The sequence below is a fragment of the Kineobactrum sediminis genome (genome assembly GCF_002868715.1).
In the GTDB taxonomy this organism is placed as follows: Bacteria; Pseudomonadota; Gammaproteobacteria; order Pseudomonadales; family Halieaceae; genus Kineobactrum; species Kineobactrum sediminis.
On sequence record NZ_PKLZ01000009.1, the window covers coordinates 114,481 to 134,764 of the forward strand.

Consider the following 20,284-nt stretch of genomic DNA (forward strand, 5'->3'; position numbering starts at 1 on the left):
CCTTGCGATGACTCGCTGCTACAACTTTTGTGCAGGGCCTGCGGCCCTGCCGGTGCCGGTACTGGAAACCGCACGTGACGATATGCTCGAATGGCATGGCAAAGGCATGTCGCTGATGGAAATGAGCCATCGCAGCGCCGAATTCATCGGCGTGGCGGAACGGGCCGAGGCCACCCTGCGCGAGCTGCTGGGAATCTCTGACGATTACGCCGTGCTGTTCCTGCAGGGCGGGGCCAGCACCCAGTTTGCAGCGGTTCCACTTAACCTGCTCGCGGAGGGTGCCAGCGCGGATTACGTCAACACGGGTCAGTGGTCCAAAAAGGCGATCGCCGAGGCCAGGCGTTTTGGGCGGATCAACGTGGTAGCCAGTTCGGAGGATACCCGGTTCAGTACAATCCCTCCCCGGGATACCTGGAGTACCGACCCCAATGCCGCCTATCTGCATTACACGCCCAATGAAACCATCGGCGGGGTAGAGTTCCACTGGATTCCGGAAACCGGTGCGCCACTGGTGGCCGACATGTCATCCACCATTTTGTCGCGACCCCTGGATGTATCCCGCTTCGGGATGATTTACGCGGGCGCGCAGAAGAACATCGGCCCGGCCGGCCTCACCCTGGTGATTGTGCGCAGGGACCTGCTGGGACACTCGCAGCCACACTGCCCGACCATGCTGGACTGGAAGACGGCGGCTGAAAACGATTCCATGTACAACACACCTCCCACTTTTGCGGTGTATCTTGCCGGGCTGGTCTTTGACTGGCTGAAAGAGCTGGGTGGCTTGCCGGCGATGGCTGAAATCAACCGGCGCAAGGCGGCAAAACTATATGCGGCAATCGATGGCAGCACCTTCTATGCCAACCCGGTGGAAGTACCCAGTCGCTCGTTGATGAACGTGCCCTTCACCCTGGCTGATTCGTCCCTGGACAAGCCGTTTCTGGAGGAAGCAGAGGCCCGCGGGTTACTTAACCTCAAAGGCCACCGTTCGGTAGGTGGCATGCGCGCGAGTATTTACAATGCCGTTCCCGAGGAGGCAGTGGACGCATTGATCGCGTTCATGCAGGATTTTGAGCAACGCAAGGGCTGAGGCGGCGGTTGGCGATGACAGATACCAGGGATCTCAATCAGGTCAGGGCGGATATAGACGCTATCGACCAGGATATCCAGGCGCTGATTAAACGCCGTGCCGAGTGCGCGCAGCGGGTGGCTGAAATCAAGCTGGCGGAAATCCTGGCCGCGGGTGAATCAGGGGAGCCCGCCGGCGAGGTTGTCTACTACCGGCCCGAGCGTGAAGCCCAGGTCCTGCAGCGCATTATTGATCGCAACCAGGGCCCGCTGGCGGGAGAGGCGGTTGCGCACATTTTTCGCGAAATCATGTCGGCTTGTCTGGCCCTGGAGCGGCCTTTGCAAGTCGCCTACCTGGGTCCTGAAGGTACGTTCACCCAGGCAGCGGCGCTCAAGCATTTTGGTCACGCCGCCATTTGTGTGGCCCAGAATACGATTGATACCGTGTTTGCGCAGGTGGCGTCCGGGGACTGCAATTACGGTGTGGTGCCGGTTGAAAATTCAACGGAAGGCATGGTCAGTCATACCCTTGATAATTTCATGGATTCGCCCCTGAAAATATCCGGCGAAGTGGAAATGCGAATCGTTCATCACCTGCTGGTGGCAAAGCATACCCCGGCGCAGGCCATTACCCGGATCTGTGCCCATCAGCAGGCCCTTGCCCAGTGTCGCAACTGGCTGGACCTGCACTGGCCGCTGGTGGAACGCGAAGCGGTCAGTAGCAACGGTGAGGCTGCGCGAATGGCCGCAACAATCCCGGGCGTGGCGGCAGTGGCGGGCGACATGGCCGCGGAGTTGTACCATCTGGATAAGCTCGCGGAGCATATAGAGGATTACCCTGACAATACCACCCGCTTTCTGGTGGTGGGCCGCGAAGAAGTGCCTCCCAGTGGCCGCGACAAGACCTCGCTGATTGTGTCCAGCCGCAACAAACCGGGTGCCCTGTTCACCTTGCTGGACCCGTTTCGACGAGCGGGGGTCAGCCTGACCCGTATCGATACCCGGCCCTCGCGTACGGAAAAATGGGCCTATGTGTTTTTTATCGAGTTTGAGGGCCACATGCAGGACGAGAACGTGCGCGGTATTGTTGGCGAGCTGGAGGAGCAGTCCATCCTGTTCAAGCCATTGGGTTCCTATCCGCGCGCGGTGTTGTAGCGTTGACTGACGCGACATCCCATTCCGGGCCGGTGCTGGTTATTCTTGGCCTCGGGCTCATTGGCGGCTCGCTGGCGCGGGCTCTGCGCGACAGCGGCTTCAGTAGCCGTTGTGTTGCCTGGGGTCACCGCGAAAGCTCGCTGCAACGCGGCGTTGAACTCGGTATTATCGACGACTACACGCTGGACCTGGACGCGGCGGTGGACGCCGCGGATATTCTGGTGATTGCGACCCCCACCCTGATTGCCGAACAGATGTTGGAGCGGATTTTGCCGCGGTTGAAGGAGCGACCTCAGCCCCCGGTAATTACTGATGTCGCCAGCGTCAAAGGCAATTTGCAGCGAGTGGCGGAGACCGTCTGGGGCGGTATGCCGCCACGATTGATCCTGGGTCATCCCATCGCCGGTTCCGAGCATAGCGGCGTCGAGGCATCTGACCCAAACCTGTTTGTTAATCACCGGGTTATACTGACTCCAGTCGAGGGTAACGACGCGGCGGCTCTGGCGCTGGTGCGCGCCATGTGGGCCAGTACCGGTGCCGAAGTGGTGGATATGGCCGTTGCGGAGCACGACCAGGTACTGGCGGCGACCAGCCATTTGCCGCACATGCTTGCCTACGCACTGGTTGATGCGTTGGCGGGCAGTGACGCCAGCGAGGATATATTCCGCTTTGCAGCCGGCGGCTTCCGTGATTTTACCCGTATTGCTTCAAGTGACCCCGTAATGTGGCGGGATATCGCCCTGGCCAACCGGGCTGCGCTGCTTGAGGCGATTGATCTTTTCAGTGGTCATCTCGCCGGCTTGCGGGAAGCGATCGCCGACCAGCAGGGTAATGAACTGCTGGCTACATTCACCCGCGCCAAGGGTGCCCGCGATGCCTTTGCGGCGTTGCTGGCTGCTCGTGGCCAGCCCCCAGCCTGAGAGAACCCGCTTATGGAATTCCAGTTATTACCCGGCGGTGTGATCAGTGGCGAGGTTCGCGTTCCCGGTGATAAGTCAATATCCCATCGCTCCATTATGCTGGGCGCCATTGCCGATGGTGTCACCCTGGTTAGCGGCTTCCTCGAAGGTGAGGATGCGTTGGCGACTGTTGCGGCCTTCCGTGCCATGGGTGTGACAATCGAAGGCCCCGACGCCGGTGAACTGGCCGTTCACGGGGTTGGCATGCATGGGTTGCAACCACCGTTATCACCCCTGGACATGGGTAATTCAGGTACCAGCATCCGCCTTCTCGCCGGTTTGCTGGCCGGCCAGTCTTTCTCCACCGAGCTCAGTGGTGATGCTTCCCTGTGCAAGCGCCCCATGGGCCGGGTGATAGACCCGCTGCGGCTGATGGGGGCGCGCATAGAAAGTGCCGGTGCCGGCACGCCCCCACTTCGAGTGCACGGCGGGCAACGCCTGCAGGGCATTCATTATGATTTGCCGATGGCGAGCGCCCAGGTCAAATCCTGTGTGCTGCTCGCGGGGCTTTACGCAGAAGGTAGAACCTCCGTAACCGAGCCGGCGCCTACCCGCGATCATACCGAACGTATGTTGCGCGGTTTTGGTTACCCGGTAGCATCGGAGAATGGCGTTATCAGTCTTGCAGGTGGCGGCCGCCTGAAGGCCACGGATATTGATGTGCCGGCTGATATTTCGTCGGCGGCCTTCTTCCTGGTGGCTGCCAGTATCGCACCGGACTCCGATTTGCTATTGACCCATGTCGGCATCAACCCCACCCGCACGGGCGTAATTACCATCCTCAAGTTGATGGGTGCTGATATCAGCCTGAAAAACCAGCGTGAGGTGGGCGGTGAGCCGGTGGCGGACATCCGTGTACGCTATGCTCCCCTGCGGGGTATCGAGATTCCTCTCGAACAGGTGCCACTGGCAATCGATGAGTTTCCGGCCCTTTTTATTGCTGCTGCCTGCGCCGACGGGCGCACGGTACTGCGCGGTGCCGAGGAACTGCGGGTCAAGGAGAGCGACCGTATTGCGGCGATGGCTGCGGGGCTCGCGACCCTGGGCGTAGAGTGCGAAGTGCTGGAGGATGGCATTATAATTGATGGAGGGCCTCTTGGGGGCGGTGTCATTGATACCTATCACGACCACCGTATTGCCATGTCATTTGCGATTGCGGCCCTGCGCGCAGAGAGTGTTATCAGGGTGCTCGACTGCGACCATGTCAGCACCTCCTTTCCGGGCTTTGATGCCCTGGCCCGTGGTTTGGGCCTGCAGATATCGACGCGGGTAGATTGATGGCTAGCGCAGATGTTCCGGTAATCACGGTAGATGGACCCAGTGGCGCCGGCAAGGGCACCCTGAGCCACCTGTTGGCAGACACCCTGCACTGGCATTTCCTCGACAGCGGGGCCTTGTATCGTGTTACCGGTCACGCGTGTCTGCTGGAGAAGGTCTCCTGGGATGACCATGCAGCGGTCGCGGAAGTGGCGCGGCACCTGCAGGTCGATTTTCGCACCGATGCGGCGGGTGAAGTGCGGGTTATCTATAAAGGTGTCGATGTCAGCCGTGATATTCGCACTGAGGAGGGGGGCCGCGGTGCCTCTACCGTAGCGGCTATTCCCGCGGTGCGCGATGCCCTGCTGCAGCGGCAGCGTGAATTCCGGCAAGCTCCGGGCCTGGTGGCCGACGGTCGCGATATGGGTACCGTGGTTTTCCCCGATGCCCCCCTCAAAATCTTCCTTACCGCCAGTGCCACAGAGCGCGCCGAGCGCCGTTATCGGCAGTTGCTCGCCAAAGGAGAAGATGTTAGTCTTCCGCGCCTTCTTGGGGACATCGAGGAGCGTGATGCGCGCGACAGCAGCCGGTCCGTTGCCCCGCTTGTTCCCGCTGAAGATGCCATTGTGATCGACAGTAGCAATCTGCCGATTACTGCGGTGTTCGCTGAAGTCATGCGAGCCGTGCGCCGGAAAGGGCTGGTCTGACATACCCTTTGCGCCGGTCAAACCGCACCACACAATGGTTTGGTAAGGTACCGTACCCAATGCCGGTTCCAGAGGTGGCATGGGTGGGGTTTAACTTGATAACCCGTATCAGCTGGAGATACGGCAAGGCGGATAACCGCCGTAATCACACACAGGTATTATGTAATGAGCGAATCCTTCGCCGAACTTTTTGAAGAAAGCTTGAAAACTGTCGATATGGAGCCCGGTAGCATTGTCACCGGTGTTGTTATCGACATAGATAACGAGTGGGTCACCGTCCACGCAGGCCTGAAGTCTGAAGGCGTGATCCCTCGTGCACAGTTCCTCGACGCTGCAGGTAATTGCTCCCTCAGCATCGGTGACGAAGTCCAGGTGGCCCTGGAAAGTGTGGAAGATGGCTCCGGTGAGACCAAGCTGTCCCGCGAGAAAGCCAAGCGCGCCGAGTCCTGGAAAGAACTCGAAGCTGCTCATGAAGCCGATGAAGTCGTCAAGGGCGTCATCAATGGCAAGGTCAAGGGTGGCTTTACCGTCGATATCAACACCATCCGCGCCTTCCTGCCCGGTTCGCTGGTCGATGTGCGCCCGGTTCGCGACACCGCGCACCTGGAGAACAAGGAACTCGAATTCAAGGTTATCAAGCTGGACCAGAAGCGCAACAACGTTGTCGTGTCCCGCCGTGCCGTGATGGAAGCCGCCAATAGCGTTGAACGCGAAGCCCTGCTGGAATCGTTGCAGGAAGGCATGTCTGTCAAGGGTATCGTGAAGAACCTGACCGACTACGGCGCGTTTGTCGACCTCGGTGGCGTCGACGGCTTGCTGCACATTACCGATATGGCCTGGAAGCGTATCAAGCATCCTTCCGAGATCGTGGAAGTCGGCCAGGAAATAGACGTCAAGATTCTCAAGTTTGATCGCGAGCGTAACCGCGTTTCCCTTGGTCTCAAGCAGCTGGGCGAAGATCCCTGGGTGGCAATTACCAACCGTTATCCCGAAGGCAGCCGCGTCAAGGCCCGTATTACCAACCTCACCGATTACGGCTGCTTTGCCGAACTCGAAGAGGGTGTGGAAGGCCTGGTACACGTTTCCGAAATGGATTGGACCAACAAGAATGTACACCCGTCCAAAATCGTCCAGCTGGGCGACGAAGTCGAGGTAATGGTCCTGGATATTGACGAGGAGCGTCGTCGTATCTCTCTCGGTATCAAGCAGTGCCAGCAGAATCCCTGGGATGCCTTTGCATCGCAGTACAGCAAGGGCGACAAGATTTCCGGCAGCATCAAGTCGATCACCGATTTCGGGATCTTCATTGGCCTGGAAGGCAATATCGACGGTCTGGTGCACCTGTCCGACATCAGCTGGAATGAAGCGGGTGAGGAAGCGGTACGCAACTACAAAAAAGGCGATGAAATCGAAACCGTCATCCTGTCCATTGATCCCGAGCGCGAGCGTATTTCCCTGGGTATCAAGCAGCTGGAAGACGATGCCTTCTCAAGTTATGTTGCCGAGAATGACCGTGGTTCCATCGTGACCGGTGAAGTGACCGAAGTGGACGCCAAGTCGGTGACAATCAAGCTGGCAGACGAAGTTGAAGGTGTGCTCAAGGCCTCCGACATCAGCCGTGAGAAGGTGGAAGATGCCCGCAGCCTGTACAAGGTTGGCGATCAGGTGGAAGCCAAGATCATCTCTGTGGATCGCAAGAACCGCACCCTGGCGCTGTCCATTAAAGCCAAGGACCACGACGATGAGCAGGATGCAGTCAAGTCCCATAAAGCCCAGGACGAAGTGGCGGCTCCCTCGACGATCGGTGACCTGATCAAGGCTCAGATGGCAGATAAATAACACGCCATGGCAACTGCCCGGCCTCCTGCGGGAACGGGTAGTGGCAGTGGTTTGTAAAGGATAAGGCCCACCTCGGTGGGCCTTTTTTCGTTAAAAAATAACAACTTGCGTAAATTGCCGAGCAGGGTCACAATAATGGCTGTATGGTGCGGGCGCCAGTAAAGGGCGTAAAAGCGCAGTTTGGCAGTGGAGGCACGATGACCAAGAGCGAACTGATTGATGCGATAGCAGCCAGCCAGGCCCAATTGTCGCTGAAAGATGTGGAGCTGGCAGTCAAGACTATCCTCGAGCACATGTCCGAGGCGCTCGCCAGTGGTGAACGTATCGAGATACGCGGTTTTGGCAGTTTCTCCCTGCACTATCGCGAGCCCCGGCGCGGCCGTAATCCCAAGACAGGCGATACGGTTGATCTCACCGGTAAATATGTACCGCATTTCAAACCGGGTAAGGAGCTGCGAGAGCGCGTTAACCTGGGCTTGCAAGCAGGTCGCTGAACGCGCCCGGGCAAATCCGGATAGGCGCTCGGTATACTCGCCACTCCCCCGGGACTGCAACACCGGTAATAGTGCAGCAAAAGGTAGAATGGGTTATGAAACTGTTGCGCAAGATTTTCTATGTCCTGGTCGGGCTGGCCATGTTGGTTGCCGGTATATTGTTCGCCTTGCAGAACCGGGACCCGATAGCACTTGACTTGCTGGTCTATCGTTTCGATCCCCGCAGCCTGGCCCTGTGGTTGCTCAGCGCACTCGGTATTGGCGGTTTACTGGGATTGTTGGCATCCGGCCTCATTATCCTGCGCCTGCGAGCCAGTCTGGCCACTACCAGGCGAAAGCTCGACAAATGTCGCCAGGAAGTGGACACGTTACGGATCGCCGGAACCCTAGAGCGTGAATGATCTGATCATTTTTGTCCTGTTGTTTGCAGCAACGGGTGCGGGCTGGTGGCTGGGTCGTCGTCGGGCGCAACCAGCCGCGCTGCCCATGCCCGGGCAATATTACAAGGGCCTCAACTATTTGCTCGACGACCGCCCCGACGGTGCCGTAGACGCTTTTATCAATGCCCTGGAAGTCAATACCGAGACGTTGGAGACCCACATTGCGTTGGGTAATCTTCTGCGCAGGCGTGGCGAGGTCGACCGCGCGATACGGATTCACCAAAACCTGTTGGCAAGACCAAGTTTGCCGCGACCGCATGTGCACCAGGCACACCTGGAACTGGCGCGCGACTATATCAGTGCGGGGCTTTTCGACCGTGCCGAGCGCTTATTGCTGGATCTGGTCAAGGATGCCCCCGAGCAGCGCCGTGCCGGCCAGCGACATTTGCTGGAGATTTTCCAGAGCCAGCGAGAGTGGTCAAGTGCTATCGAGGTTGCTACCGCGTTGTTGCCCCGCAGGTCACTACTGGGTTCCGTAAATACCGAAGTACTCAGTGAGAGTCGGCAGCCCATTGAAGTGGTGCTGGCTCATTATCACTGCGAACTGGCGGCGGAACTTTTGCAGGCGGGCGACATTGCTGAGGCTCGTGGCCAGTTGCAGTTGGCCCTGTCACGGGACCGCAACTGTGTGCGTGCCTCCATCATGCTGGGGCAGCTGGAATATCAGGCTGGAGATTATCGGCAGGCTCTCAAGGTGCTGCGCAAAGTGCGCCAGCAAGACGCTGATTATATTCCGGAAACACTGCCGACGTTGCGCGAGAGTTATCGCCAGCTCGATGATGGCCCGGCAATGCGCCGATATCTGGAAGACTGCCTGCAGGCTCATCCGTCCGCCCCCCTGGTGCTGGCTTTGGCCGACGATATTCGCGAACAGGCCGGCGACGATGCGGCCGCTGAGTTCCTGTCGGAACAGTTGAGCCATAACCCCTCCCTGAGTGGACTGGCGGGCCTGATAAGCCTGCAAATCGGGCATGTGGAGGGACGCGTAAAGGATAACCTTGCGGTGCTGGAAAGGCTGGTTCAGGGCTTGATCGCGGAGCGGCCAACCTATCGCTGCGGCCACTGTGGTTTTGCCGGTCGCCAGCTGCACTGGTTTTGCCCCGGGTGCAAACACTGGGGTACGGTAAAAGGCCTGTTCGGCAATCATGTTGGCTGAGTGCAACCGCGCCGCCGCTATCATTAAGGAGAAACCATGCAATCCCCTGTTCTGGTGGCACTGGACTACGCCGAAGAGGCTGCCGCACTGGCGCTCGCCGAAAAGTTATCCCCCGACCTCTGTCGTCTCAAGGTAGGTAAGGAATTATTTACCCGCTGTGGTCCGGGTCTGGTGCAGCGTCTGCAGGCAATGGGTTTTGAGATTTTTCTCGACCTCAAGTTTCACGATATTCCCACCACCGTTGCCGGTGCCGTGCGCGCAGCGGCGGACCTCGGGGTATGGATGGTCAATGTGCATGCCAGTGGTGGTCGGCGCATGATGGAAGCGGCTGTGGCAGCCCTGGAGGGCTATCCGGCTCCGCCGCTGCTGATTGCGGTAACGGTACTGACCAGTATGTCGGATGAGGACCTTGCGGAGCTGGGTTATCAGGAAAGTGCCTTGCAAAGAGTACAGCGCCTGGCGGCTCTCGCCGCGAACAGTGGTGTTGCCGGCGTTGTCTGCTCGGCGATGGAAGCGCCCGCACTCCGCCGGGAACGCGGTGAAGATTTTGTTCTGGTGACCCCCGGGATTCGCCTGGCCGGTGATGCCGCAGGAGACCAGCGAAGAGTAGTTACCCCGGCCGCCGCCCGCGAGCTTGGCGCCGACTACCTGGTAATCGGCCGTTCGATAACTGCTTCCAGTGACCCGCTCGCGGCACTGGAGCGAGTACATGAGGAATGGGCGAAAGGACGTCCATAACATCATATGTGGTCGCTGGGGGTGCCATTTTGCCCCGGCCTGCTAGAATCTCCCTTGGTACGGATGTGCACGGAAGCAGCATCGTAAATGGAGATTACATTATGAAACCAGCAGAGATTTTCACCTGTTCAATCTACGGGCTCGAATGTTCGGGCACACGATTGGCAAGACACGGAAGCAGGTCCCTGGCAGCGGCATTATTTTGCCTTTTTGTCGGGTTTGGCTCCGGTTTCGCAACCGCGAATACCGGGAATGAGGTAAATGAGGTTGGCGCAGTGGTTGCTGCGCAAAACCAGATGATTAATATCAATACTGCCGATGCCGCAACCCTGGCGGCGGGATTGCAGGGGGTGGGCGTGGCCCGTGCGGAGGAAATTATCCGTTATCGGGAGGCATACGGGGTATTCAGTTCGCCGGATGAACTGACTGATGTCAAGGGCATCGGGCAGGCAACACTGGACCGGAACAGGGCAGTTATAACACTGGAATAGGGCGGTGGCATCCGTATCATGGGGGCTGAGGCCCCTTTTTTTGTGGTGATTCCCGGTCTGGTGCCGGTGCGTGGAGAAACCTGTTTGGCAATGCGAACCCTGGTAGAGACGAGGCGATAGTGAGGACTCTGGTAACGGGCGCAACGGGCTTTATTGGTCGCGAGTTATGCCGGCAACTGGTCGCTCGCGGTGACGATCTGGTAGCCACGAGCCAAAATGGTGGTGTTCTCCCGGGTGGGCATTATGCGTCACCGCTCGATCTGCAGGGCAGCGTTCCCGAAGCGGCTGCTTTGCAAGGTGTAGACGTTGTCTACCATCTCGCCGGTGTCGCGCATCAATACGCTGAAGCAGTACGCTACGATGCTGTCAATTACCACGCTACCATGGCCATGGCGCGTGCCGCGCACCAGGCTGGTGTGGGTTATTTCGTGTATCTCAGCAGTGTCAAAGCCATGGGGCTCCAAGCGGATGGCAAGCCCCGCGCGGAAGGTGATACGGTCGAGCCAGGGGACGCCTATGGTGCCTCAAAATGGCGTGCTGAGTGTGACCTGCGTGCGGAATTTTCGGGGGGCGCAATGACAGTGATTATCCTTCGTCCCGCAGTGGTCTACGGTGCCGCTCTGAAAGGAAACCTGAAGCTGTTGTTACAGGCCGCGCGGCTCGGCCTGCCCGCACCCCCGGCGGGGGGCGCTCGTTCGATGGTCGGCGTCACCGATCTTGCAGCGCTCTTGTGTACGCTGCCATCCGGAGGGTTCAGTGGCCTGCATACATGGATTGTGACCGATGGGCAGGCTTATTCCACGCGGGAGATGTACGCCATTTTGCGAATGGCGCTACAACGCCCGGTACGTAACTGGCAGGCACCCCTGTGGCTTTGGCGTACTTTCGCGGCGCTGCTTGACCGCTGGCAGCGGCAGCCCAGCGGAACCAGCTTTGGTAAATTGTTCGACACTGAGGTCTACAGTAACTCAGCCCTTTTGGCCGCCACCAACTGGCGTCCACGGCAGAGCCTGGCGACCATGGCATCGGAGCTCGTGTCCGGGGAGAGGCTGGACAGATGATATTGCCATTGTTGCTGGCGCCGCTGTTGGCGGCCTTGCTTTGCGGACTGTACCTGAGGTTGGCGCAGCGCCGCCATTGGCTGGATCAACCCAATGCGCGCAGTTCCCATAGTAAGCCAACACCTCATGGAGGCGGCGTAGGGTTATTATCGGCATTTGTCCTGGCTTCAATCCTTGCCGCGTCCGAAGGTATGCTACGCGACCCATTCTGGTGGCAACTGTCGAGTCTTGCCCTGGTGTTGATGGTTATTGGCATCGTTGATGATCTGGTCAATCTTCCGGTGTGGCTGCGCCTCGTTGGTTACAGTATCTGTTGTAGCCTGTTGCTGGTGGTACTGGCGGGGGGAGACTGGTTGCCCCCGGGCATAAGTCCGTGGTTGCTTTGGCCGCTATTGTTATTCGGTTTGCTCTGGTTGCTCAATCTCTACAATTTCATGGATGGGATTGATGGCCTGGCTGCGATTCAGTGTTTTTTGGCCTGTAGTGGGGCGAGCTTACTCGGGTTCCTCGGCGGTGCTGCCGATTACGCTCTGTTCTGCCTGCTGTTGGCGCTGAGTCAGCTGGGTTTCCTGGTCTGGAACTGGCCGCCGGCACGACTGTTTATGGGCGATGCGGGTAGCATCCCCATCGGCTTTCTTCTGGGTGGGCTGGCACTTTATGGCGCCGGTAGTAGCGCCGTGCCTCTGGGTTGCTGGCTGGTATTGCTGGCCGCTTTCATTACCGATGCGACATGGACGTTGCTGGATCGATGGCGCCGGGGTGAATACCTGGCCGCGGCGCACAGGGACCATGCCTATCAGCGCCTGAGCCGGTACTGGCAGTCACACCTTGCGGTGGACCTGTTGTTGGTGGTTCTGAATGCCCTGTGGCTATTTCCCATAGCCCTGGCTGCATGGCGTTGGCCGCAGCATCAGGTTGCGCTGGTTATGCTGGCGTATGTGCCACTTTTAGTGGCTATGTACTCTATCCGTGCCGTTGAAGTGCCCTCCGTCAGTCGTGGCAATCGTTAGCGGGCTGTTGAAGCAGGTACCCGCGGCATACCTCGTATAACTATTTCAAGCTTGCAAAGGTATTTTTTGGTAATCCGACCTTTCCTGTTATCGCTGCTGGCATGGCGAGCCCCGAGGCTATAGCCTAGTATTGGCGGTGGATGGCTTGCACAAACAATTAACAGAGGGAAAGCGCTTGCACTATCGTTTTGACAGAATAGTACTGCGCGGGACGTTACAGGTTCTGGCGGTGTTTCGTAATGCGCTGGAAAAACTCATTGAATTACCACGTAATACCAAACAGACCCTGCTGCTCATCCTCGATATGGTCTTTATTCTGGCCGCGATGTGGTCTGCAGTGGCCGTGCGCTACGGTACTGCAGAGTTTCCGGTGGGTGCTACTGAAATATTCTGCGGTATTTTCACGGTTATCGTCAGTGCCGTTATCTTCCTGCGGCTGGGCCTCTACCGGGCGGTTATCCGGTTCATGGGACAGCAGGCCATCTGGGCGGTTATCACTGCAGTCACCTACTCCAGTCTGGTGCTCGCTGCGGCGTTGTTTTTTACCCAGGCTGATGTTCCGCGGGCCATGCCATTTATCTACTGGGGTATCGCGCTCCTGCTGATTGGCGGCAGCCGGCTCACGGTGCGGGCTTATTATCAAGCCAAGCTCCGCTCCCTGTCCTGCAATGTCATTATCTACGGGGCCGGTCAGTCCGGTCGCCAGTTGCTCACCGCCCTGCATCAGGGCGACCAGTATCGCGCCGTCGTCTTTGTAGATGACGACGCCCGCTTGCAGCGTTCCGTGATCAACGGGTTGCAGGTCGCGCGTCCTGAAGACCTCCGGCGCCTCATTGGCGAGCACAATATCACCCAGGTACTACTGGCCATACCTGCCGCTTCACCAGAGCGCCGTCGCGAGATCATTAACTCCCTGGTTGGCCTGCCGGTGCATGTACGCACAATCCCAAGGATTACCGAACTGGTGACGGGGCGCGCCAGTGTCAACCAGATTCAGGACATCGAGCTGGATGATTTGCTCGGTCGCGACCTGGTGCCTCCCCACCCCGAGCTGATTGATCGCTGTATCACCAGCAAGATAGTGATGGTTACCGGCGCGGGAGGCTCAATAGGTTCTGAATTGTGCCGCCAGATTCTTATGTCCGGTCCGAGAGAGTTACTTTTATTCGATAATTCGGAATATGCACTTTACAGGATCGAACGCGAATTACGGGAGCTTCGGCTAACGCTCGACGTTGATGTGGAAATTGTCGCCCTATTGGGCTCGGTGCAGGATCAGCGCCGGCTGGAGGCTGTGTTTCGTACATTTTCGGTGCAAACGGTCTACCACGCCGCTGCTTACAAGCATGTGCCAATGGTTGAGTACAATGTGGCTGAAGGTGTTGCCAATAACGTGTTCGGTACCTGGTATGCCGCGGAGGCCGCACGCAAGGTGGGCGTTGAAACCTTTGTCCTGGTATCTACGGACAAGGCAGTGCGACCCACCAACATTATGGGTGCCTCCAAGCGCTTTGCTGAGATGGTCTTGCAGGGGCTTGCCCAGCAGGCCCCTCGCACCCGTTTTTGCATGGTGCGTTTCGGTAACGTGCTGGGTTCCTCGGGTTCAGTGGTTCCGCTCTTCCGGGAGCAGATCAAGCGTGGTGGCCCGGTTACGGTCACCCATCCGGAAGTTTCCCGCTATTTCATGAGCATTCAGGAAGCGGCGCAACTGGTACTTCAGGCGGGGGCCATGGGAACCGGTGGCGATCTGTTTGTACTCAATATGGGTGAACCGGTGCGGATCATCGATCTCGCACGGCGCATGATTCGGCTCAGTGGCTATGAAACCCAGCTGGACAGTTACGTCCCGGATGCCGTGCAGATTGAGTTCACCGGCTTGCGGCCGGGAGAGAAACTGCATGAAGAGCTGCTGCTGGGAGGCAACGTGGCAGGAACCGGGCACCCGATGATTATGCGTGCCGAAGAAGAGTGTTTGTCCTACACCCGGATCCACGGTTTACTGACGGAATTGATTCGTTTCTGCGACACTATGGATTGCGACGGAATTACCTCAGTGTTGCATGCAGCCGTAAGCGGCTTTGGCAATCATGAGGTGCGATACGACCATGTCTGGCTCAGGCAGGGTAAGGGGCGCCTCGGGTTACTGTCCGGAACCAAGCCGAAGTCCAAGCCGGGTCCCGCCGTGGTGGCGCGCTCAAATGTACAGGAATTATTTCCGGACAAGTCCTGAAAATGACTGGTTAAGGTAGTTGATTAATGAATTATGATGTTTTCAACGGGGACGCAGACGGGCTCTGTGCCCTGGTGCAATTGCGTCAGGCTGAACCGCGGGATGCGGTACTTGTTACCGGCGTCAAGCGCGACATTGAGTTACTGGGGCAGGTTCGCGCAACTCCCGGAGACCAGGTAACGGTGCTTGATGTCTCCCTCGACAAGAATCGGAATGATCTCGAGCGAGTTCTCGCAGAAGGCGCCAGTGTATTTTATTGCGACCACCACTTTGCCGGTGAGATACCCCGGAACCCGCAGCTTCACACGCTTATTAATCCTGCGGCTGATGTCTGCACGAGTTTGTTGGTCAACAACTACTTGCAGGGCGCTTATAGGGCCTGGGCGGTAGTGGGTACCTTTGGCGACAATCTTCGCGATAGCGCCCACCGCATTGCCCGCCCCCTGGCGCTTGCCGAAGCAGATCTACAGCAGCTTGAAAACCTCGGTATTTACATCAACTACAACGGGTACGGGTCCAGACTGGAGGATCTTCACTTTACCCCCGAAGCACTCTATCGCCTGATCAGCCCGTTTTCGGATCCGTTTGCGTTCATGCAGGAGGGCGCCGAACATTTTGAGCGCCTTGAGACGGGTTATCACGAGGATATGACGGCTGCCGGTAAGCTGGCACCGGAATACCGCGACAGCGCTACGGCCGTTTACCTGTTGCCTGAAGCGGCATGGGCGCGGCGAGTGAGTGGCGTTTTCGGCAACGACCTTGCCAACGCCGAGCCGGAGCGAGCCCACGCCGTAGTCACCGGCAAGACCGATGGCAACTTTCTGGTCAGCGTGCGTGCTCCGCTGGCAAACAAGACCGGTGCCGACGTTTTATGCCGACAGTTTCCCAGCGGTGGTGGTCGTGCCGCCGCCGCCGGTATCAATGACCTGCCCGCAGATGAGTTGCCGGTATTCATTGACCGGTTTGCCGCCTTCTACGGCTGACAGTTTGGCATGAGTCATTGACCCGACTGCGGGCGGCAGGCAGTGCGGTTAACCGGCCTGCCTGCTGTTGCTCTGGATGCCGCCGGTAACGGCAATACGCATGGCTTCTTCCACGCTGATCTTTAAGGGCTGTACCTTGCTTGCAGGAAGGTAGACCGTGTAGCCACCCAACTGGTAGCTCATGGGTAGATAGACACCGATAATATCTTCACCGCTGTCGGTGTTCGGTATCAGCTTTTTTGCGGTATCGCGTGCGGTAACAAAGCCGATGAGACGCATATTGTCCTGTACCTCAACCAGGACTACGGAATCCGCGCCACTCTCTTTGGTAATACTGAAGGCGCGCAAAACATCCTGGATGGCACCGTGGACCGATTTCACCAGCGGAATCCGGCTTAGGAAAACATCCCCGAGTCGCAACAGGTGACGGATAACATAGGCGTCAACCAGGATGCCGGTAGCGATCAGTAACAGCACCGCGGAAACCAGCCCCATACCGGCAAAATACCACTCTTCCGGCAGTAGGGTGCGCAATACGGTGCCTGCCACTGATTCCATCGCGGCCAGCAGCCAGTAGACCAGGTAAATGGTTAGCGCAACCGGGAGTACGGCGACCAGGCCGCGCAAGGCAAGTGATGCCAGGCGTTTCATTGGAATTCCTTTTTGTCTTGGTAATGTACAGGTGAGCCATAAAATTGCGCTCATGTTGTGAGCGTTACAAGATATACCATAAATGGTCGAAGCGTGAGGTTACCGGGCCACCCAAACCAGGCAACCCCGGGAATGAAAAATGTCGGCTTTTTTTACAGTTATGATATGTTTGGGAGGCTATGTGTGGTTGTCCTCCGCTTGCTGAGTTCAACTGATTGAATTTGCTGGGGTTTTATTTTTCGCTCTTGGCTGGCTTGAAACTTGCTGCGTTTCGAACATTAAAAAAGGGGCATCAACAAAGCCCATTTTTTAAAGGACACGACTGAAACAGTACCAGGATATAACAGGAAAACACTCGGGTGATCGTGCAAAGCTGATTTCGGAACGTGTGAATGCCCGGAGAAAAATCAACAATAAAGATGCCGCTTCCCAAGAGATGCATCTTGTTACCGGAGGCACGTAATGAATAAGTTGACCAGTAAAGCCCTGTTAACCCTGGCGCTCGGATCCTGTCTGGCGTCGCTTGCGCAGGCGGGTCCGCCGTTGAGTCCGGCGCCTGATATTGACTATAAACCCATTCCGACGACGGGCACAGGGTTGCTGGATATTGATTTCCGCAACGAGGACTATCTCAAGCTCAATATCATCAAGGTCACCACCGAAGACGGTGAGCTGGTGACGGATATCGATTGCGACGATAATCCAAACGATGGTGATCCATCGCTCCTGGACGGCCTCGGGATCGGTTTTTCTGGCGACGGGAGTGACTGCGACGACGGTATTGACCGCGGCGAAAGTATCACCGTCACCGTCGACGCGGGGGACGCCGACGGCCAGGCCGCGTTCGACATCAACGGTATATGGCTGACCGACTTCACACCGGACAAGAAAGGTGACGCAGGTGAAATCGACCTGACGGGTGTCACCGCCTCTGACAACCGTGCCTACCGTTTTTCCGCGAAGGATATTGACAAGAGCCAGCTTGCGACTGTAAATCCCAACGGTGATCTTTTTGTCGGTTTCGGGGAAACCCTACGCATGACCGCCGCCGTGATATCCGGTAGCAGTGGCCGGTTTTCAGTTGCCGGTTTTGCGCAAACCCCTATTGACATAATCGACGGAGGGGCCTGCCCGAGCAACCCCGGTGGTAATACAGACGCGTGTAAGGCGGAACTCGCCAAGAATGTATTTCTTGACCTGGAAGCGTCAAAGGATAAGCCGGGCGATCGCGGCGTTGGCGGTACCATATTTAAGAATGGTGTCTATGTTATCCAAGATACACGCGGCCACTGTAAGCTTGAACCAAATGGCGAAGCTCCTAGGGAGCTTTCGATACACCTGAATGCGGACAACTACGCCGAACTCAAGATGCAGCCCCATCAATGTGGTTATCCCGAGAGCCCGGGTGGGATACCGGTTATTTACGTATTGGATATCGATGGCAGCCGGCTCGATGTGGCAGAGGACACCATTACCGCCCGGTTTGAAGATGACAGCAATGATGCCGGCACACCTGACATTTATTTCTGCGACGCCCCCGACCCGGCCTTTCGCCCAGCTTATGGGTGGCTACCCAAAAGCGCCATAAACCCAACAACCGGTCGCTTCGATGAAATCCCCGTGCTCGATGCCGCAGGCGAAGTGGTACGGGACCTTCAGGATGTTACTACCGGGCCCTGCGGCAGTGGTCGTGGCGATTTCTCGCGCTACTCGTATGTGGTCTATCACTGGGTGAACCGTGTAGAGGCTGCTGATACCACCTACGATGCAGTAATCAGCGACCGCATTCTGCAATTACAGGCCTATGTCGATGGCCTGTTTCCCTGTGTGCAGCAGGGTGTTAACCAGTCGACGCTGAGCAGTGATGTCGGTCGTATTCAAAAGAGCTTTGCCGGTGGGCGTTACGATCAGGCGCTGGGCTATGTCAGGGAGATGCGACAGGATGTTCTCGACCCCCGTCTTAATGACGAAATTGCGGCTGATGGCTGTTTCTTTGATTTGATGGGAGAGTCTTATTCTTATACGCCCGACTATGTTGTCAATCAGACTGTCCCCGCGAATGCTGTAGGCAACCTGCTGGTCCAGCTGAATCATCTGGAATGGATGATCCGGACCACGGTGCTCGAATAGGCACCGTGGTCCGGATCATCCATTCTTTGAAACGGCGTGTTTACCTAGTACTGTATGGGGGCTAAACCCGACGGCTTTGTACTACGACACGAGTGGACCCTGGTGGGTCTGCTCGCCGTTCTGGCCTATGTACTTGGTTTTACAGGCTTTGCCGAAGTAATGATGTTTGGCCCCGACGCCGACCAACACAGTTGGTGGGACGTCGGCTCCGCCACGCTGCAACTCTTTATTTTTGAAACCCCGGATGCTACGGCGCACTGGCCCCTGTACTTGCAGATTGCCCGTGCCCTGGCACCCATGGTGGTGTTGTATACCGCGGCGAGCGCTGTGTGGAAAGTCGTGAACCAGCAGGTGGCCCTGTATGGCCTGCTGTTTCGCAAGCGTCGTTTCGTTGTGGTTTGTGGTATAGGAGAGACCGGTTACCGGATTGCCAGGGATTACTGCCTGAACAGTGACAAGCGAGTGGTGGCTATTGATCTGGACCCACTGAATGCCCTGGCGGCCGAACTGGAAAGCTACGGTGCCATTGTCGTTCATGGTAATGCCATGGATCCGCTGGTGTTGATGAAGGCGGGCGTGATCTATGCCAAGGAACTGTTCCTGTGTACCAGCGATGACAAGGCCAATATTGCCATTGCCAAGAATGCCGAGCGATTGACCCGGCGTTTGGATACGCGGGATATAGAGCGGCTGGAGCAGGTTGCCAAACGCCACGAGCAGCCTGTCGCGGGCGAGCCCCCTCACCTCGGGCTGCGCTGTTTTCTCTGTGTGGATGCGCCCGATATCTATGAGGTCTTTGCCGCCCACAGCTTCTTTGAAACCAATACCGCCCGCTTTGCGATTCGTCTTTTCAATCGCCGCGAGACCATCGCCCGAAATATTTTCAATACCTGCGCACCAGACCTGTATTACCGCCCAAAATCGGTTAGTGATGAGCCGATGCATATATTGTTCATTGGTTTTGAGGCGCTGGTCCGGGAGATGATATTGCAAACGGCACTCACCGCCCACTACACGGATTTCAGGCTACCGCGTATTACGGTTCTGTGCCCGGCAGATCAGCAAACCCGGATCAACCGCTTTTTGCACCGCTATCCCCACCTCGATAAAACGGTCGAGATCAGCTTTGTCCACGATGACCCGATGACCATCACCGAGTCCACCTGGCGCAGGATACAGGAGGTGTCTCACTTCAGTGTCTGTTACGTCGGTCTCGAGAGTGATGTCGAAGGTATTTTATCGGCCCGCCGGCTTAATCGGCTGCGTCGCCTGAGTGCGATGCCGGCGTTGAATTTTGTGGTTTGCCTGAACCAGCAGAACTTTCTTGCGGAGATTATTGACGACGATTTCCTGCCCATCGGACTGGACAAGAGTCATCTTCCCGAGCACGAACCCATTGAGTATTTCGAAACTCTCGATCAGACGATTTCAATCGATATAGTGGTTAATGAGGCCCTGGATGTGTTGGCGAGAACCCTGCATAACGCCTATCTTCGCACCCAGACTTACCTGGGCACGAGCGCCGAGCAGAACGCCTCGGTTATAGTCTGGTCAGAATTGCCCGCTCACAAAAAAAAGGCCAACCAGCACGCGGCCGCACATATCGATATCAAACTGCGGCTTTGTAATTGTGTAGCGTATGGTGCCGACGCGGCTGCCCCCGAAGTCCCTTTTCCTCCGAGTGATGAGGCACTCGAACAACTGGCACAGCTGGAGCACCGCCGCTGGATGGCTGATAAATACCTGGCGGGTTACAGCTATGGTGAGCGACGCGACGAAGACCGTATGCTGCATCCGGACCTGATTCCCTGGGAGCAGCTTACAGAAGCAGACAAGGAGAAAGATCGCGACAATATCCGCCAGATCCCCAAGCTGTTAAAGCTGCAAAACCAGAAAGTCTGCCAGCTGGACCTGTAGG

The 20,284-nt window shown here is 57.4% G+C and carries 18 protein-coding genes; 17 read left to right on the forward strand and 1 reads right to left on the reverse strand.

What is annotated here, in order from left to right; translation table 11 throughout:
* The first annotated feature begins 7 nt into the window (after window positions 1-7).
* The 15 genes from serC to CWI75_RS12905 all read left to right on the forward strand — a co-directional run bounded on the left by serC (window position 8) and on the right by CWI75_RS12905 (window position 15,585).
* Entirely contained in the window at window positions 8-1,087 is a 1,080-nt protein-coding gene (serC, locus tag CWI75_RS12835; protein ID WP_101521909.1) for a 3-phosphoserine/phosphohydroxythreonine transaminase, read from the forward strand.
* Between the two features lie 14 nt (window positions 1,088-1,101).
* Window positions 1,102-2,220 (forward strand): prephenate dehydratase, encoded by a 1,119-nt coding sequence (gene pheA / locus CWI75_RS12840; RefSeq protein ID WP_101521910.1) that lies wholly within the window; start codon window positions 1,102-1,104, stop codon window positions 2,218-2,220.
* Between the two features lie 2 nt (window positions 2,221-2,222).
* A complete protein-coding gene (locus tag CWI75_RS12845) occupies window positions 2,223-3,140 on the forward strand; it encodes a prephenate dehydrogenase/arogenate dehydrogenase family protein (RefSeq protein WP_175580222.1) in 918 nt (305 codons plus the stop codon).
* Window positions 3,141-3,152: 12 nt separating this feature from the next.
* Window positions 3,153-4,457, forward strand: a complete 1,305-nt coding sequence (gene aroA / locus CWI75_RS12850; protein ID WP_101521911.1) for a 3-phosphoshikimate 1-carboxyvinyltransferase — start codon at window positions 3,153-3,155, stop codon at window positions 4,455-4,457.
* Window positions 4,457-5,143: a (d)CMP kinase gene (cmk, locus tag CWI75_RS12855; RefSeq protein WP_101521912.1), complete on the forward strand. Its 687-nt coding sequence runs from the start codon at window positions 4,457-4,459 to the stop codon at window positions 5,141-5,143. Before aroA ends, cmk begins: the two co-directional genes overlap by 1 nt.
* Window positions 5,144-5,308: 165 nt before the next feature.
* Entirely contained in the window at window positions 5,309-6,982 is a 1,674-nt protein-coding gene (rpsA, locus tag CWI75_RS12860) for a 30S ribosomal protein S1 (protein ID WP_101521913.1), read from the forward strand.
* Window positions 6,983-7,125: 143 nt separating this feature from the next.
* The gene (ihfB, locus tag CWI75_RS12865; RefSeq protein ID WP_162300074.1) at window positions 7,126-7,476 is read left to right on the forward strand and encodes an integration host factor subunit beta; all 351 of its coding nucleotides are present in this window, start codon (window positions 7,126-7,128) and stop codon (window positions 7,474-7,476) included.
* A 95-nt stretch (window positions 7,477-7,571) separates the two neighbouring features.
* Window positions 7,572-7,877: a lipopolysaccharide assembly protein LapA domain-containing protein gene (locus CWI75_RS12870; protein WP_101521915.1), complete on the forward strand. Its 306-nt coding sequence runs from the start codon at window positions 7,572-7,574 to the stop codon at window positions 7,875-7,877.
* Complete coding sequence (gene lapB, locus CWI75_RS12875) at window positions 7,870-9,072, forward strand: lipopolysaccharide assembly protein LapB (protein WP_101521916.1); 1,203 nt, start codon at window positions 7,870-7,872, stop codon at window positions 9,070-9,072. The genes CWI75_RS12870 and lapB overlap by 8 nt, the downstream gene beginning before the upstream one ends.
* Before the next feature lie 36 nt (window positions 9,073-9,108).
* Entirely contained in the window at window positions 9,109-9,810 is a 702-nt protein-coding gene (pyrF, locus tag CWI75_RS12880; protein ID WP_101521917.1) for an orotidine-5'-phosphate decarboxylase, read from the forward strand.
* 101 nt (window positions 9,811-9,911) lie between these two features.
* A complete protein-coding gene (locus CWI75_RS18700; protein WP_241521211.1) occupies window positions 9,912-10,301 on the forward strand; it encodes a ComEA family DNA-binding protein in 390 nt (129 codons plus the stop codon).
* A 119-nt stretch (window positions 10,302-10,420) separates the two neighbouring features.
* Complete coding sequence (locus CWI75_RS12890) at window positions 10,421-11,362, forward strand: NAD-dependent epimerase/dehydratase family protein (RefSeq protein ID WP_162300075.1); 942 nt, start codon at window positions 10,421-10,423, stop codon at window positions 11,360-11,362.
* Window positions 11,359-12,372 (forward strand): MraY family glycosyltransferase, encoded by a 1,014-nt coding sequence (locus CWI75_RS12895; protein ID WP_101521919.1) that lies wholly within the window; start codon window positions 11,359-11,361, stop codon window positions 12,370-12,372. The genes CWI75_RS12890 and CWI75_RS12895 overlap by 4 nt, the downstream gene beginning before the upstream one ends.
* Before the next feature lie 175 nt (window positions 12,373-12,547).
* Window positions 12,548-14,602 (forward strand): polysaccharide biosynthesis protein, encoded by a 2,055-nt coding sequence (locus tag CWI75_RS12900; protein ID WP_241521212.1) that lies wholly within the window; start codon window positions 12,548-12,550, stop codon window positions 14,600-14,602.
* Window positions 14,603-14,628: 26 nt separating this feature from the next.
* Window positions 14,629-15,585 carry an acetyltransferase gene (locus CWI75_RS12905; RefSeq protein ID WP_101521920.1) on the forward strand — a complete coding sequence of 319 codons (957 nt, stop codon included), beginning with the start codon at window positions 14,629-14,631 and terminating at the stop codon, window positions 15,583-15,585.
* Between the two features lie 48 nt (window positions 15,586-15,633).
* Here CWI75_RS12905 and CWI75_RS12910 read toward each other — a convergent pair whose 3' ends face one another.
* Window positions 15,634-16,236: a DUF502 domain-containing protein gene (locus CWI75_RS12910; protein ID WP_162300076.1), complete on the reverse strand. Its 603-nt coding sequence runs from the start codon at window positions 16,234-16,236 to the stop codon at window positions 15,634-15,636.
* Window positions 16,237-16,698: 462 nt separating this feature from the next.
* Here CWI75_RS12910 and CWI75_RS12915 point away from each other — a divergent pair, with 462 nt between their 5' ends.
* Window positions 16,699-18,366, forward strand: a complete 1,668-nt coding sequence (locus CWI75_RS12915) for a hypothetical protein (protein ID WP_101521922.1) — start codon at window positions 16,699-16,701, stop codon at window positions 18,364-18,366.
* Between the two features lie 54 nt (window positions 18,367-18,420).
* Entirely contained in the window at window positions 18,421-20,283 is a 1,863-nt protein-coding gene (locus CWI75_RS12920; protein ID WP_101521923.1) for an NAD-binding protein, read from the forward strand.
* Window position 20,284: the final 1 nt, after the last annotated feature.

What these genes read in the sequence shown, in the direction of transcription:
- CWI75_RS12870 (WP_101521915.1), top strand. Translation starts at nt 7,572, where the DNA reads ATGAAACTGTTGCGCAAGATTTTCTATGTCCTGGTCGGGCTGGCCATG.
- pheA (WP_101521910.1), top strand. Translation starts at nt 1,102, where the DNA reads ATGACAGATACCAGGGATCTCAATCAGGTCAGGGCGGATATAGACGCT.
- CWI75_RS18700 (WP_241521211.1), top strand. Translation starts at nt 9,912, where the DNA reads ATGAAACCAGCAGAGATTTTCACCTGTTCAATCTACGGGCTCGAATGT.
- CWI75_RS12920 (WP_101521923.1), top strand. Translation starts at nt 18,421, where the DNA reads ATGGGGGCTAAACCCGACGGCTTTGTACTACGACACGAGTGGACCCTG.
- CWI75_RS12910 (WP_162300076.1), bottom strand. Translation starts at nt 16,236, where the DNA reads ATGAAACGCCTGGCATCACTTGCCTTGCGCGGCCTGGTCGCCGTACTC.
- pyrF (WP_101521917.1), top strand. Translation starts at nt 9,109, where the DNA reads ATGCAATCCCCTGTTCTGGTGGCACTGGACTACGCCGAAGAGGCTGCC.
- aroA (WP_101521911.1), top strand. Translation starts at nt 3,153, where the DNA reads ATGGAATTCCAGTTATTACCCGGCGGTGTGATCAGTGGCGAGGTTCGC.
- cmk (WP_101521912.1), top strand. Translation starts at nt 4,457, where the DNA reads ATGGCTAGCGCAGATGTTCCGGTAATCACGGTAGATGGACCCAGTGGC.
- ihfB (WP_162300074.1), top strand. Translation starts at nt 7,126, where the DNA reads ATGGTGCGGGCGCCAGTAAAGGGCGTAAAAGCGCAGTTTGGCAGTGGA.
- rpsA (WP_101521913.1), top strand. Translation starts at nt 5,309, where the DNA reads ATGAGCGAATCCTTCGCCGAACTTTTTGAAGAAAGCTTGAAAACTGTC.
- serC (WP_101521909.1), top strand. Translation starts at nt 8, where the DNA reads ATGACTCGCTGCTACAACTTTTGTGCAGGGCCTGCGGCCCTGCCGGTG.
- CWI75_RS12905 (WP_101521920.1), top strand. Translation starts at nt 14,629, where the DNA reads ATGAATTATGATGTTTTCAACGGGGACGCAGACGGGCTCTGTGCCCTG.
- CWI75_RS12915 (WP_101521922.1), top strand. Translation starts at nt 16,699, where the DNA reads ATGAATAAGTTGACCAGTAAAGCCCTGTTAACCCTGGCGCTCGGATCC.
- CWI75_RS12895 (WP_101521919.1), top strand. Translation starts at nt 11,359, where the DNA reads ATGATATTGCCATTGTTGCTGGCGCCGCTGTTGGCGGCCTTGCTTTGC.